Source organism: Streptococcus parasanguinis ATCC 15912, assembly GCF_000164675.2.
Classification (GTDB): domain Bacteria; phylum Bacillota; class Bacilli; order Lactobacillales; family Streptococcaceae; genus Streptococcus; species Streptococcus parasanguinis.
The window spans coordinates 1,377,581-1,393,739 of sequence record NC_015678.1 but is presented as its reverse complement, the minus strand read 5'-3'; the positions used below and the strand labels follow the sequence as shown (position 1 = coordinate 1,393,739).

Sequence of the window (16,159 nt, the reverse complement as noted above, 5' to 3'; positions counted from 1 at the left end):
GTTTTCCAGAAAGGAAGTGGCCATGTCCTACTTTGAGAATTTTTTAAAAGCTAATCAAGCTTATGTTGAACTACACGGAGATCTTCATCTTCCTATCAAGCCGAAAACGCAAGTGGCGATTGTGACTTGTATGGATTCTCGTCTTCACGTTGCCCCAGCGCTTGGTCTCGCTCTTGGAGATGCCCATATTTTACGGAATGCTGGTGGACGCGTAACGGAGGATATGATCCGGTCCCTGGTCATCTCTCAGCAACAGATGGGAACCCGAGAAATCGTAGTCTTACACCACACAGATTGTGGCGCTCAAACCTTTGAAAACGAAGCCTTTCGACAGCATTTAAAGAAGGAACTTGGTGTTGATGTTGGGAATCAAGATTTCCTACCTTTTCAAGATGTTGAAGAGAGTGTCCGTGAAGATATGTTGCTCCTCAAAAGGTCTCCACTGATTCCAAATGACGTAGTGATTTCAGGGGCAGTTTATGATGTGGATACTGGATGGATTCAACAGGTACATTTGTAAAAAGTCTACAAGCTATTCCATTCCCCGTCAGGACAGTGTTGCTTTCTAGATTGAGAAATTGCACGATTGGGGAAAAATATGATATTTAGGCTGAAGGATTTCAGGAATACTAGCTAATTTGTGCAAAAGGCGAAGGATTTGGAATCTTTTGGATCATTAGTTTGACAGCTTTTTTACCTTTTTGATACTATGATTTATGTATGGTTTTGCCATGAAATGAATAAGGAGAATGATATAAGTGAAAGATATATTTAATAGACGACAGCGCTTTTCTTTGCGCAAGTATAGTGTGGGTGTCTGTTCAGTTTTACTAGGGACAGCACTTTTTGTTGCGGGTGTTCCATCTGCATCTGCTGAGGAAGTAACAGCGACGCCTGAATCTTCTACAGAAACAGCAGCAACAGAAACAGCATCATCGACAGAAGAAGTGGCTGAAACGACAACTACTGAGAGCTCAAGCTATGAAGCTCCTGCAGCGCTAGTAGCAACTTCTGAGCCAGTTACGACGTCTTCCAGTGAAAAGGCTGAGGCAACTACCGAAACATCCAAAGCTTCTGAAGAAGAAAAGAAGACAGAAGAAGCGTCAAAAGAAGAAAAGAAAACTGAGGATAAAAAATCTGAAGATAAGAAGTCTGAAGATAAGAAGTCTGAAGATAAGAAATCTGAGGATAAGAAGTCTTCAACAGAGGCGAAGGCTGAAAAAGCGACTACCTCTGCAACCACTGAAGCAACCTCTTCCTCTGAAGGGGCTGAGACAGCAACAACTTCTCTTGCAGCCAACCCAGCTGTTCAACCCTTAAATGCATCTGCAAACAAACCAGTTGCGGATTCTACAGCGACTACCTCTGCGACAACCCTTTCAGCTGCTTCAACAGAAACAGCGAATGCTGGTGCTTTGGCAACAAGTCGTAGCCGTCGTAACCGTCGTGCTTTGACAGACCATAATAACGAGCCGCTTACTGTAACAACTTACCTAAAAGATGGTGAAGTTGCTACACCTGACATGACGGATCCGAACGGTGCAACTGTAAGTTCTCAAACTGTACCAGCTGGTTACGCGAGAAAAGAAGGAGATTGGTATACATACGCTATTTGGGATTTAACTGAATTCAATAAGCGTTATAATACAAAATATTATGTGCGTGCCTATAAGAGATTTGATGACTCTACCGATACAACTGTTGAATTGCTCGACAAAAATACTGGTAGTGTAGTTGAGACTAGAACGATTACCGCTTCTAGTGGTGTTCAAAAATTTACAACTACTACAGCGGCGTCTAATAGTGAATTAACTTTCCAAGTAGATTATAAAGAAGGTACTTTTGGAAGAGGTAGAGCAACTCAACCATTTATTCAAAATGGATATGAAGTTGGAAAGAGTATCACAGATTTAGTGGCTTCTGGACACCAACTTACACCTGCAGAGCAAGCACTTTTTACTGCGGTCTATAACGCTCGTGTTACAACTGATATTTTAAATGCTGTTGAACCAGCTTATAATGGTCGTACAATTACTGACTCAAACGCTAAAATACCAGTAACAATCAATAAAACAACTTACTATAAAGTAGTTGATGAAAATAACCCAACATTTAACGCCAATAAAACAGATAAAACTGTTCAAGATTATAAAGAAAATGGCAATGAAGTAAACTTGGCTTCATACACTCTTAAAGCTATGGAAGGTCAAAACTTCACAGCATCTGGAGAGCGTCAGTTTAAAAGAACTGAAAGCCTCGGATATAATGTTACCAAAGAGACAACTTACAAGCTCTATCAAACTGCCAATCCAGATTCGACTTCTGGATATGTCAGTCGTCCGTATACGGTTGGTACCAGGTTTATGGATGCGGACCGTTATGGTATTAAACGTATTAAAGAAGTTGTTGGAGAGGATGGTTCAGTCGTTATTCGTATTTACTTGCTAGATCCAAGACAACAAAGCAAACGTTCTGATGGTTCATTAAGTACCGATGGCTATATGTTAATCGCAGAAACTAAGCCGATTAAACCAGCTGAATGGAATTCACAGGAATTAGTCGTTAAAAAATCACCTCTTTACACTATTGCACATACTGTAACTGATCCAAAAACGGGAGCAAAAACTAACTATCCAAACGGTAAAGAAGTTCCATTTGATTTCCAAAAATCTGCAGGATATACACCATATCATACTGTATTCGTACCATTCTTAGGAGATGGAATTGGATATGGTATAACTAACGCTCAATTAGAACGTGGAGTTTATGGTAGCGGTACAAACGTTGACTTGCTCAACACTTTGACACCGTATGAACAACCAATTTATTACTACGATAAGACAGAAACTATCAAGGTGAAACCAGAAGTAGAAAAACAATTGGAAGGCCGTGTCCTTGTAAATGGTGAATTCAGCTTCAAGATTAAGGAAAACTCATCTTCACCTGGTGTGGAAGAAACTGTTACAAATAAAGATGGTAAGGCAACCTTCTCTGAATTGTCATATACAAAAGAAGGTACTTATACATATACTATCACTGAATTAGCTGGCAGAGACAAGGATGTCGACTATGATGCTATGGAAGTAACTATGACTGTAAAGGTTACAAAAGATGCTCATGGTGATTTACAAGCAACTGTTAAATACAGTGGTACTGGCGGTTTTGCTTCAAGCGCAGATGACAAAGTCTTTAACAACTACGTTGTAGCTCCTGTTAAGACCAAGTTCGACTTTACGAAAGCTCTTGCAGGTCGTACTCTTAAAGATGGTGAATTTAGCTTCGTATTGAAAGATGCGAATGGTGCCGTTGTTGAAACAGTTAAGAATGATGCTGACGGTAATGTTACCTTCTCAGAATTGTCATTCGACAATACTAAAGTTGGTACTCACACTTATACTGTAGAAGAAGTTATTCCTGAAAACAAAGAATTCGGAATGACTTACGACCAAATGAAGGCTACAGTGACTGTTGAAGTTGCGAAGAACGGTCATTCATTGACAACTGTTACAAACGTGACATCAACAGGTGGTAAAGATGCCAACGGTAACGCTACTGATGGTACTGCAGATAAAGAATTCAACAACAAAGTCACTCCACCAGAAACTCCAGAATTCCAACCAGAAAAATTTGTCGTTTCTAAAGAGAAATATGACATCACTGGTAAGAAGTTGATGGATGACGACGATGAGTTGACAAATGAGTACACTGAAACAAATGCAGATCCATATGTAGACAAGACGAACAACAACGAACCAGAAAACTTGAATACGAAGACAGTTAAACGTGGTTCTAAATTGGTTTACCAAGTATGGCTTGATACGACTAAATTCACTGAAGCAAACAACATCCAATACGTTGGTGTATCTGATACATACGACGCTGATAAATTGGACGTCAATGCAGCTGACATCAAAGCATACGATTCAGTAACTGGTGCAGAAGTAACCAATAAATTCGACATCAAAGTTGAAAATGGTACAATCACTGCAACTTCTAAAGATGAATTTATCAAAGATAAAGTCAATGCTCCTGTTATCGACACAACTAAGTTCGAATTTGGACGTTACTATAAATTTGATATTCCAGCAACTGTGAAAGAATCTGTTAAAGCTGGTGCTGATATTGAAAATACAGCCAACCAAACAGTTCACGTTTACAACCCAGTAAGCAAGACAGTTGAAAAACCTGAAAAACCAACACAAAAACGTGTCAACAGCGTTCCAGTTCCAGTGGAAATGAACTTCACGAAACGTTTGGAAGGTCGTGAACTTCAAGCCAAGGAATTCGAATTCGTATTGAAGAAAGACGGCGTTGAAGTTGAACGCGTGAAGAATGACGCTGCTGGTAAGATTGTCTTCAAGACTCTTGAATTTGGTCGTGATGATCTTGGTAAGACTTACAACTACACAGTAGAAGAAACTCCTGGTACAGATGCAACTGTCAAATACGACACAATGGTTGCTACTGTTAAAGTGGTTGTTTCACACGATGGTACAGCTAAAGCAATCGTTGCCAACGTAACAGATGCAGCTGATAAAGAATTTAACAACCGTGTAACACCTCCAGAAGAACCTAAGTTCCAACCAGAGAAATATGTTGTTTCTAAAGAGAAATACGATATCACTGGTGACAAGCTCGTTGACGATGATAGAGAGTTGGCAGACAAGTACGCAGATACAAATGCGAACCCATATGCGGACGATGCATCAAACAACGAAGCAGAAAACTTGAATACTAAGACTGTTGAACGTGGTTCTAAATTGGTTTACCAAGTATGGTTGGATACAACTAAATTTGACGCAGCTAACAAGGACAACATCCAAACAGTTGGTATCTCAGATAACTATGATGAAGCTAAATTAAATCTTAATGCAGCTGACATCAAAGCTTATGACTCTGTAACAGGTGCAGAAGTAACTGATAAATTCGATATCGCTGTCAACAACGGTGTGATCACTGCTAACTTGAAAGCTGGCTTCACGAAGTCACTTGGCGATGCAGAAAACACACAAGTCATCGACACAACTAAATTCGAATTCGGACGTTACTATAAATTTGATATCCCAACAACAGTGAAAGACGATGTGGTAGCTGGTGCAGATATCGAAAATACTGCGGCTCAAGTTGTAAACTATTACAACCCAACTAGTAAGAAAGTTGAAAAACCTGAAAAACCAACTGAAAAACGTGTCAACAATGTTCCAATCTCAGTAGAATTTAACTTCACTAAGAAATTGGAAGGTCGTGCTCTTAAAGCTAACGAATTCACATTCGAGTTGAAAGATAGCGACAATGTTGTGATTGCGACTGCAACCAACGACGCAGACGGTAACTTCAAGTTCACTCCAGTTGATTACACAAACAAAGCTGGTAAAACTGTCACTGCCCTTAAATACCAGAAGGGTCAAGAAGGTACGTACACTTACACTGTAACAGAGGTTAAGGGTACAGATTCAACTGTCACTTACGATACAATGGCTGCAGTGGTAACTGTTAAAGTAAGTCATGATGGTACTGCCAAAGCCTTGATCACAAACGTGACAGAACCTGCTGATAAAGAGTTCAACAACCGTGTCACTCCACCAACAGAACCTAAGTTCCAACCAGAGAAATACGTTGTTTCTAAAGCGAAATTCGATATCACAGGTACGAAGCTCGTTGATGACGATTCTGAATTGACAGATAAATATGGTGAAACAAATACAAACCCATATGTCGATACAACTGCCAACAACGAAGATGAAAACTTGAATACGAAACCAGTTGAACGTGGTCAAAAACTTTACTACCAAGTATGGTTGGATACAACTAAATTTGACGCAAACAACAAAGACAATATCCAAACAGTAGGAATCACAGATAACTACGACAAGGATAAATTGACTGTTAATGCTTCAGATATCAAGGTTTACGATTCAGTTACTGGTGCAGACGTTACGACTAAATTCGATATCTCTGATAACAATGGTGTTCTGACAGCGAACCTTAAGGATGGCTTCACTAAGTCACTTGGAGACGCTGAAAATACTCAAATCATTGATACGACTAAGTTTGAATTTGGACGCTACTATAAATTTGATATCCCAGCAACAGTGAAAGACGATGTCGTAGCTGGTGCAGATATCGAAAACAAGGCAGCACAAGTTGTTAACTACTACAACCCAGTAAGCAAGACTGTTGAAAAACCAAACAAACCAACTGAAAAACGTGTCAACAGTGTTCCAATCTCAGTAGAATTCAACTTCACTAAGAAATTGGAAGGCCGTGATCTGAAAGCTGGCGAATTCACATTCGAGTTGAAAGACAGCGACAATGTTGTGATTGCAACTGCAACCAACGATGCAGCTGGTAAGATCAAGTTTGCCCCAGTAGATTACACAAATAAAGCTGGTGAAACGGTTACTGCCCTTAAATACAAGAAGGGTCAAGAAGGTACTTACAAGTACACTGTAACAGAGGTTAAGGGTACAGACGCAACTGTCGATTACGACACAATGGCTGCTGTTGTAACTGTTACTGTTTCTCATGATGGTACAGCCAAAGCCTTAATCACAAACGTGACAGAACCAGCTGATAAAGAATTCAATAACACAGTTCGTCCTCCAGAAGAACCTAAGTTCCAACCAGAGAAATATGTTGTTTCTAAAGAGAAATACGATATCACAGGTGACAAGCTCGTTGATGATGATAAAGAGTTAGCAGACAAGTACGCAGATACCAATGCGGACCCATATGCGGACAATACCATCAATAATGAAGTGGAAAACTTAAACACTAAGACTGTTGAACGTGGATCAAAATTAGTTTACCAAGTATGGTTGGATACAACTAAATTCGACGCAGCTAACAAGGACAATATCCAATCAGTAGGAATCTCAGATGACTACGATGAAGCTAAATTGGAACTTGATTCTACTAAGATCAAAGCTTACGATTCAGTAACAGGCGCAGAAGTAACAGATAAATTCGATATCACTGTGAACAACGGTGTGATCACTGCAACCCTTAAAGATGGCTTCACTAAGTCACTTGGCGACGCAGACAACACACAAGTTATCGATACAACTAAGTTCGCCTTTGGACGTTACTACAAGTTCGACATCCCAACAACAGTGAAAGCTGATGTACCTGGTGGTGTAGATATCGAAAACACTGCGGCTCAAGTAGTAAACTACTACAACCCAACAACTAAGAAAGTTGAAAAACCAAGCAAACCAACTGAAAAACGTGTAAACAACGTACCAGTTGAAGTGGAATTCAACTTCACTAAACGCTTGGAAGGTCGTGAACTGAAAGCTAACGAATTCAGCTTCGTTCTTAAAGATTCAGAAGGTAATACTCTTGAAACTGTAAGTAATGATGCGGCTGGTAACGTTAAGTTCAAAGCTCTTGAATTCAAGAAGGGTCAAGAAGGCGTACACAACTACACAGTAGAAGAAGTTAAAGGAAGCGACGCAACCGTTACATACGATACTATGAAAGCGAATGTGACAGTCACAGTGAAACACGACGGAACAGCTAAAGTTCTGATCGCGACTGTTGGCGAAATTGCGGATAAAGAGTTTAACAACCGTGTGACTCCTCCAGAAGAACCTAAGTTCCAACCAGAGAAATACGTTGTTTCTAAAGAGAAATACGATATCACAGGTGACAAGCTCGTTGATGATGATAAAGAGTTGGCAGACAAGTACGCAGATACCAATGCGGACCCATATGCGGACGATGCATCAAACAACGAAAAAGAAAACTTGAACACTAAGACTGTGAACCGTGGCGACAAGTTGGTTTACCAAGTATGGTTGGATACAACTAAATTTGACGCAGCTAACAAGGACAATATCCAATCAGTAGGAATCTCAGATGACTACGATGAAGCTAAATTGGAACTTGATTCTACTAAGATCAAAGCTTACGATTCAGTAACAGGCGCAGAAGTAACTGATAAATTCGATATCACTGTCAACAACGGTGTGATCACTGCAACCCTTAAAGATGGCTTCACGAAGTCACTTGGGGATGCTGAAAACACACAAGTCATCGACACAACTAAATTCGAATTCGGACGTTACTACAAGTTCGACATCCCAACAACAGTGAAAGCTGATGTACCTGGTGGTGTAGATATCGAAAACACTGCGGCTCAAGTAGTAAACTACTACAACCCAACAACTAAGAAAGTTGAAAAACCAAGCAAACCAACTGAAAAACGTGTAAACAACGTACCAGTTGAAGTGGAATTCAACTTCACTAAACGCTTGGAAGGTCGTGAACTGAAAGCTAACGAATTCAGCTTCGTTCTTAAAGATTCAGAAGGTAATACTCTTGAAACTGTAAGCAATGATGCGGCTGGTAACGTTAAGTTCAAAGCTCTTGAATTCAAGAAGGGTCAAGAAGGCGTACACAACTACACAGTAGAAGAAGTTAAAGGAAGCGACGCAACCGTTACATACGACACTATGAAAGCGAATGTGACAGTCACAGTGAAACACGACGGAACAGCTAAAGTTCTGATCGCGACTGTTGGCGAAATTGCGGATAAAGAGTTTAACAACCGTGTGACTCCTCCAGAAGAACCTAAGTTCCAACCAGAGAAATACGTTGTTTCTAAAGAGAAATACGATATCACAGGTGACAAGCTCGTTGATGATGATAAAGAGTTGGCAGACAAGTACGCAGATACCAATGCGGACCCATATGCGGACGATGCATCAAACAACGAAAAAGAAAACTTGAACACTAAGACTGTGAACCGTGGCGACAAGTTGGTTTACCAAGTATGGTTGGATACAACTAAATTTGACGCAGCTAACAAGGACAACATCCAATCAGTAGGAATCTCAGATGACTACGATGAAGCTAAATTGGAACTTGATTCTACTAAGATCAAAGCTTACGATTCAGTAACAGGCGCAGAAGTAACAGATAAATTCGATATCACTGTGAACAACGGTGTGATCACTGCAACCCTTAAAGATGGCTTCACTAAGTCACTTGGCGACGCAGACAACACACAAGTTATCGATACAACTAAGTTCGCCTTTGGACGTTACTACAAGTTCGACATCCCAACAACAGTGAAAGCTGATGTACCTGGTGGTGTAGATATCGAAAACACTGCGGCTCAAGTAGTAAACTACTACAACCCAACAACTAAGAAAGTTGAAAAACCAAGCAAACCAACTGAAAAACGTGTAAACAACGTACCAGTTGAAGTGGAATTCAACTTCACTAAACGCTTGGAAGGCCGTGAGCTTAAAGCTAACGAATTCAGCTTCGTGCTTAAAGACAAAGATGGTGTTGTGGTTACGACAGTAACAAATGATGCTAACGGAAACATCAAATTCACTCCAATTAAATATACCAATAAAGAAGGAAAAGAAGTAACCGCTCTTGAATTCAAACGTGGAGAAGAAGGTACCTATATCTATCATGTAGAAGAAATCCGTGGCACTGATTCTAGTGTTGTATACGATAAGATGGTTGCAACTGTTGGTATCGTGGTAAATAAAGCAGGTAAGGTATTAGTAGCTACTACTAAGTTGCCAGAAGATACAGAGTTTAATAACACTGTTATTCCGCCAACACCGCCAACACCACCAACACCGCCAACACCGCCAACACCGCCAACACCACCAACACCGCCAACACCGCCAACACCACCAACACCGCCAACACCACCAACACCTACAACTCCTCCAGCTCCAGCACTTCCTGAAACTGGTGAAGAGCAATCAGCGTCTGCTGCATTGTTAGGTGCGGCACTTGGTATGGTCGGACTTGCGGGACTTGCAAAACGTAAAAAACGCGAAGACTAAAATGGAGGTGGCATCGACAAATTTGTTGATGAGGTGACCATTTTAGTTCAAAAATGAAGAGGCTTTGCTTGAGAGAGCAAGCCTCTTTGTTTATCTATTATAGAAGTAGAAAAACCATGTAAATAGAGGTGTGAAATATATCAGAAATAATTCTGTTACTAGTTTCAGTAGAATTTCATTGACTTAAAATTGAGAAAACAGTATACTAGTACAGCAATTTGAAAGATCAAACTGTCGGCAACAAGGGGAATGAATCCACTTGAAATTGGAATAACAGTAGGGTTTGGAGTGGAAGAACTTCACACCCTTATTGTCGTAGAGCAAGATAGGAAACAAAGCGACTAGAAATACTTCCAAAGATCAAACTTGATGATAGAAAAAACGAATGAAAAACCTTGGTTTTCACAAAGGCAAGGTACCTATCGTTCGTTTTTTTCTATTGATCTCTGCGATGCCGGTGAGATGGTTTGTTCGAATCGACTGAAAAAGGAAAATGAATTTTAGGAAGTTAGAACACAGATTAGAATTAATTCTTCCAAAGCTATAGGTTCTCCTCCATATTTATGTTACAATTAAACTACTATTATCGAAGGGAGAAACTATGATAAATTCAATTGTTTCACAAGGTTTGATTTGGGCCATTTTAGGGTTAGGAATCTTTATGACGTTCCGAATTCTAGATTTTCCAGATATGACAACTGAAGGTTCCTTTCCGCTTGGAGGAGCGGTGGCGGTGACCTTGATTACCAAGGGGGTCAATCCGCTTATAGCGACGCTTGCTGCTATTGGTGCAGGATGCTTGGCAGGACTTGCGACGGGTCTTCTCTATACAAAAGGGAAAATCCCTACGCTCTTGTCAGGAATTCTTGTGATGACGTCTTGTAACTCAGTCATTCTTTTTGTGATGCAACGGGCCAATCTGGGACTCTTGGGTTATAAAAAAATTCAAGATTATCTTCCCTTTGCTGGAGGTTTAAGTGAAATTTTAATTGGCTTGATTTTCGTAACGCTTGTGATTCTTGGCTTGATTTTCTTTTTAGATACACGTTTGGGTCAAGCCTATATCGCGACAGGTGACAATTCTGACATGGCTAAAAGTTTTGGGATCAATACCGACCAGATGGAATTGATGGGTTTGGTGATTTCAAATGGGATTATTGCCCTCTCTGGTGCACTGATGGCCCAGCAAGAAGGTTATGCCGACGCTTCACGTGGGATTGGTGTCATCGTTATTGGACTTGCTAGTCTCATTATTGGGGAAGTTCTTTTTTCAAATGTCACCTTGACGGAGCGTTTGCTCAGCGTCGCAGTCGGATCGATCGCCTACCAATTTTTGATTTGGGCTGTGATTGCGCTTGGTATCAATACCAGCTATATCCGGATTTTCAGTGCCTTGATCCTAGCAATCTGCCTGATGATTCCAACCTTTAAGGGAAAAATCATGAAAGGAGCGAAATTCAGTAAATGACAGCAATTGTAGAATTAAAAAATGTAACCAAAGCTGTGAGCAATGGGATGAACGAAGAAAAAGTCATTCTGGATGATGTTTCCTTGGAAATTCGAGAGCATGATTTTATCACAATTTTGGGGGGCAATGGAGCTGGAAAATCAACCCTCTTTAATACTATTGCTGGGACGCTTCCGGTGAGCAGTGGGAAGATTTATATTTTGGGGGAAGATGTAACCAACTATTCTCCTGAAAAAAGAGCCAAGTACTTATCGCGGGTCTTTCAAGATCCTAAAATGGGCACAGCGCCTCGCATGACAGTAGCGGAAAACCTCTTGGTAGCGAAGTTTCGTGGAGAAAAACGTGGCTTGATCCCGCGTCACTTGGCCAGCTATAAAGAAGAGTTTCAAACAGTCCTTGCTAAGATCGGCAATGGCTTGGAAAATCATATCGATACAGCCGTTGAGTTTCTATCGGGTGGGCAACGACAAGCCTTGAGTCTGTTGATGGCGACACTGAAACGTCCAGAACTCTTGCTTCTAGACGAACACACTGCAGCCTTGGATCCAAAAACGAGTCAGGCCCTCATGACCTTGACGGATCAGTTTGTGAAACAAGACGCTCTTACTGCTCTTATGATCACCCACCACATGGAAGATGCTTTGAAATATGGAAATCGCTTGATTGTGATGAAAGACGGGCACATCGTCCAAGACCTCAGTCAAGAAGAAAAAGCCCAAATGACCATCGCAGACTACTATCAATTATTTGAGAAAGAATAAGATACAAAGGGCGTAGCGGATACAGTCAAAATAGGGAGTAGGACAGAATCTATACGATTGTGGACGCTTCGTCGTCCCACCTCCGCACAGTTGAGTAGGGCTGTAAAAGCTGATGAAATCAGCGTAGTAGAGCCCACTCAACCACTGCGTTTTGCTCGACAATCCAAAAATAATTGAGAGGCTAGGACTTTTGTCCCAGCCTCTTTTCTTTTTCTTAAATCATCAATAAAACCACATAAAAATAGGAACTAGTTTCAGCTGAAATCGCTTGCAATTATTCTGGTAGGTGAGTATAATATAGTTAGAAAGATGAAGAAGGGATTGATACCAATGCCTTGTAGAGATATCATTTAGGTTACTTCGTTTTAGGTCTGTTTTGCTGATATCTGTTCATGCTCTTATCGTAAAAGAGCAGTCATGTCGTGTGTGTCGGATCGGTTGGACGGTCGGGCGAACCTGCTTAGTTTGCTCGGAGACATAAGAAAACGTGGAAATAGTAGGTAGAAGCTTTTTGTAAAGGTTTTCAAACTTCAATGCGTCCAGTCGGAAACTAATCATTTGGATTTGGGATAGCAAAGAAAACCTCTGGTATTTTACACAAATACTATTAAATGAAATCAACATCATAAACATTGTTTTGTTAGCCAAAAGGTTAATTGCACCAAGTCAGTAAAGCAGACCAGGCCTCTAGTCCCGTAAGACTGGAGGCCATTTTTATAAAATATTCAGGAGGAGGTGAGAGTATGGGATTGTCATATGCGCAAGAATATAGTTGTCGTGACCATTTTCGGCAGAGAGCTTTTGAGCGCTTTGGCGTAGATGATCAGCACCTGAACAGGTGGATCAACCAACACCTCCCCTCCCTCTCTCCTTATGATAGCAATGTGGTTCAACCAGCTAACACGGAAGCCTATGTAGCCAATGATGGTGTTATCTTTGTCTGCAATATCAAAAGTCGGGAATTCATCACTTGTTTTAAGGCGGTCAATTACCAAGAATCTAAGGAAGAAGAGGAAGCTTATACGGACATTCATGAAAGCAATGTCACTTCCTTCAAAAAAGATGTGAACCACCTAGTCAATCGCTACCGACTCAAGGAAGCCAAAGAGCTGTTTGAAAACATTGGGGAGGACTTGGATGATTTTTATCGCCTGTCCCAAGCAGTAAAGAACGGCCAATTGAGCGAGCGAAATAGTAAGCGCCTAGAGGAATTGTTAGGCAAGTTTCATGTGATCAAGGCAGCTATGCGGATCATTGAAAATAAACGGGGAGATTACCATCTTTAGGGTCTTTTCCCCCTAAAAATAGGCGCCTAGAAGCCCTCTCATCTACTTCAGATGAGAGGACTTTTTTGCTGTGGAAAGCTTTTTGAAAAAAAGAGAAAAAAATTGTATAATAGAGTGGATATGCAAGTATTTGCAAAGCTGTAATTCGACTTGGGCGACCAAGGACCGTAAGTATTAAAATAATCACACTAAAGGAGACAACAGTGAGTAGTATTAAATTAGTCACTCTTGGCGGTGTTCGAGAAAATGGGAAAAATCTCTACGTTGCCGAAGTGAACGATTCGATTTTTGTCTTGGATGCAGGTTTGAAGTATCCAGAAAATGAGCAACTTGGGGTGGATGTCGTCATCCCTAATATGGACTATCTATTTGAAAATAAGGACCGCATTGCGGGTGTTTTCTTGACCCATGGTCATGCGGATGCCATTGGGGCCTTGCCTTATCTTTTGGCGGAAGCGAAGGTCCCTGTATTCGGGACAGAGTTGACTATTGAGTTGGCCAAACTCTTTGTGAAAGGCAATGACAGTGTGAAGAAATTCAATGACTTCCATGTCATCGATCAAAATTCTGAAATTGACTTTGGAGATGCCGTCGTCTCCTTCTTCCAAACAACTCACTCCATCCCTGAAAGTATTGGGATTGTGATTGGTACTTCTGAGGGCAATATCGTCTATACAGGAGACTTTAAATTTGACCAAACTGCAAGTGAGTCGTATGCAACTGATTTTGCCCGCCTAGCTGAAATTGGACGTGAGGGTGTCCTTGCGCTCTTGAGTGATTCAGCCAATGCGGATAGTAAGATTCAAGTTGCTAGTGAGCAAGAAGTGGGCGATGAGATCCTGGACACCATTGCGGACTGGGATGGTCGTGTCATCGTGGCGGCGGTAGCCAGCAACCTCTCACGGATCCAGCAGGTCTTTGATGCTGCGGCTGAGACTGGCCGTCGAGTGGTCTTGACAGGGTTTGATGTAGAAAACATCGTCCGGACAGCTATTCGCTTGAACAAATTGTCTCTTGCCAACGAAAAACTCTTGATCAAGCCAAAAGAAATGAGCCGTTTTGAAGATCATGAATTGATCATTTTGGAAACAGGCCGGATGGGTGAGCCGATCAACGGTTTGCGCAAGATGTCTATTGGCCGTCACCGCTATGTGGAAATCAAAGATGGGGACTTGGTCTACATCGTTACAACACCATCTATTGCTAAAGAAGCTGTGGTGGCTCGTGTGGAAAACATGGTCTACCAAGCAGGTGGAATTGTCAAATTGATCACGTCAAGCTTGCGTGTATCTGGTCACGGAAACGCACGGGACTTGCAGTTGATGATCAACCTTCTTCGTCCTAAATATCTCTTCCCGATCCAAGGGGAATACCGCGAATTGGATGCCCATGCGCGGGTAGCGATGGAAGTCGGTATCTTGCCTGAAAATATCTTTATTCCAAAACGCGGAACTGTGATGGAGTACGAAAAGGGGGACTTTGTCCCTGCTGGTAGCGTCTCAGCTGGAGATGTCATGATCGATGGGAATGCCATTGGTGATGTGGGGAATATTGTCCTTCGTGACCGCAAGGTCTTGTCAGAAGACGGGATCTTTATCGTGGCGATCACAGTGAATCGCAAAGAGAAGAAAATTATTTCCAAAGCGCGCGTGCACACCCGTGGTTTTGTCTATGTTAAGAAGAGTCGGGATATTCTTCGTGAAAGTTGCGAATTGGTCAACCAAAGCGTTGAAGGCTATTTGGCACAAGACAGCTTTGACTGGGGTGAGTTAAAAGGTTTGGTACGCGACAACTTGTCTAAGTTCTTGTTTGAACAAACCAAACGCCGTCCAGCCATCCTACCAGTTGTGATGGAAGTGAAATAATAGTAGAAAACGAAACGCTTGGTGGCCGAAGGCTTGCCGAGTGTTTTTAACAGTAGAAAGAGGAAATCAAATGGCAGTTATGCAGATTGAGTATTATTCAGAAGCCTTGAAGATGGAGTGGGGCGTTTCCGTCCTTTATCCCGATGCATCGCGCGTGGAAGATCCAGCAGATACGGATATTCCAGTCCTTTATCTTTTGCACGGGATGAATGGAAACCACCACTCCTGGTTGAAACGGACCAATGTGGAGCGCATTCTTCGAAATACCAATCTGATCGTGGTCCTGCCTAATACCAATAATGGCTTTTACACAGACACCCAGTATGGCTACAATTACTACACGGCCATTGCGGAGGAATTGCCAGAGACTCTTTCTCGCTTCTTCCCTAATATGACCAAGAAACGGGAGAAGACCTTTATTGCTGGTCTATCCATGGGTGGCTATGGATCGATGCTCTTGGCTCTCAAGACAAATCGTTTCTCCCATGCGGCTAGTTTTTCCGGTGCTCTGAGTTTCCACGATAGAGACCTTGAAAACAATGACTTGGAGCAACCAGCTTTTTGGAAGGGGATCTTTGGAGAGATTGAGGATTGGACGACTAGTCCCTATTCGCTAGAGACTGCTGCCAAGAAGTTTTCAGATAAGAAGACCAAACTCTGGATCTGGTGTGGGGAGCAGGATTTCCTTTATGAGGCCAATAATTTTGAAGTCAAGGAATTAGAAAAGTTGGGTTTGGATGTCACCTATACCCACAGTCCAGGCAAGCACGAATGGTTCTACTGGGAACGTGAGTTGGAGCACTTTTTACAAACCCTGCCAATCGATTTTGAATTAGAAGAACGGTTAAAATAAGATACCAATAGATTGGATATCAGTCAGAGCATTTGTTCTGACTTTTTTCATATATAGGAAGAAAAGCTAGAAAGCTCACTTATTCATTTCAGTCCCGCTTTCTTTGTGGTA

Annotated in this window: 7 protein-coding genes; all 7 read left to right on the top strand. The window is 41.5% G+C overall.

Translation table 11 applies throughout. The features are described from left to right. Window positions 1–22: 22 nt before the first annotated feature. The 7 genes from HMPREF0833_RS06460 (at window position 23) to HMPREF0833_RS06430 (ending at window position 16,048) form a co-directional block, all read left to right on the top strand. Window positions 23–520 carry a beta-class carbonic anhydrase gene (locus HMPREF0833_RS06460; protein WP_013904250.1) on the top strand — a complete coding sequence of 166 codons (498 nt, stop codon included), beginning with the start codon at window positions 23–25 and terminating at the stop codon, window positions 518–520. 238 nt (window positions 521–758) lie between these two features. Next, window positions 759–9,815 carry an SspB-related isopeptide-forming adhesin gene (locus tag HMPREF0833_RS06455; RefSeq protein WP_041818379.1) on the top strand — a complete coding sequence of 3,019 codons (9,057 nt, stop codon included), beginning with the start codon at window positions 759–761 and terminating at the stop codon, window positions 9,813–9,815. A gap of 601 nt (window positions 9,816–10,416) precedes the next feature. After that, window positions 10,417–11,283, top strand: coding sequence for an ABC transporter permease (locus tag HMPREF0833_RS06450; RefSeq protein WP_013904248.1), 867 nt, complete (start codon window positions 10,417–10,419; stop codon window positions 11,281–11,283). Next, window positions 11,280–12,044, top strand: a complete 765-nt coding sequence (locus HMPREF0833_RS06445; RefSeq protein ID WP_013904247.1) for an ABC transporter ATP-binding protein — start codon at window positions 11,280–11,282, stop codon at window positions 12,042–12,044. Before HMPREF0833_RS06450 ends, HMPREF0833_RS06445 begins: the two co-directional genes overlap by 4 nt. Before the next feature lie 743 nt (window positions 12,045–12,787). Further along, window positions 12,788–13,330, top strand: a complete 543-nt coding sequence (locus HMPREF0833_RS06440; protein ID WP_041818378.1) for a hypothetical protein — start codon at window positions 12,788–12,790, stop codon at window positions 13,328–13,330. 203 nt (window positions 13,331–13,533) lie between these two features. Beyond that, entirely contained in the window at window positions 13,534–15,195 is a 1,662-nt protein-coding gene (locus tag HMPREF0833_RS06435) for a ribonuclease J (RefSeq protein WP_013904245.1), read from the top strand. Window positions 15,196–15,265: 70 nt separating this feature from the next. Next, complete coding sequence (locus HMPREF0833_RS06430; protein WP_013904244.1) at window positions 15,266–16,048, top strand: alpha/beta hydrolase; 783 nt, start codon at window positions 15,266–15,268, stop codon at window positions 16,046–16,048. Window positions 16,049–16,159: the final 111 nt, after the last annotated feature.

Coding starts and splice junctions, on each gene's coding strand:
- HMPREF0833_RS06430 (WP_013904244.1), top strand. CDS start 15,266: ATGGCAGTTATGCAGATTGAGTATTATTCAGAAGCCTTGAAGATGGAG.
- HMPREF0833_RS06440 (WP_041818378.1), top strand. CDS start 12,788: ATGGGATTGTCATATGCGCAAGAATATAGTTGTCGTGACCATTTTCGG.
- HMPREF0833_RS06450 (WP_013904248.1), top strand. CDS start 10,417: ATGATAAATTCAATTGTTTCACAAGGTTTGATTTGGGCCATTTTAGGG.
- HMPREF0833_RS06445 (WP_013904247.1), top strand. CDS start 11,280: ATGACAGCAATTGTAGAATTAAAAAATGTAACCAAAGCTGTGAGCAAT.
- HMPREF0833_RS06460 (WP_013904250.1), top strand. CDS start 23: ATGTCCTACTTTGAGAATTTTTTAAAAGCTAATCAAGCTTATGTTGAA.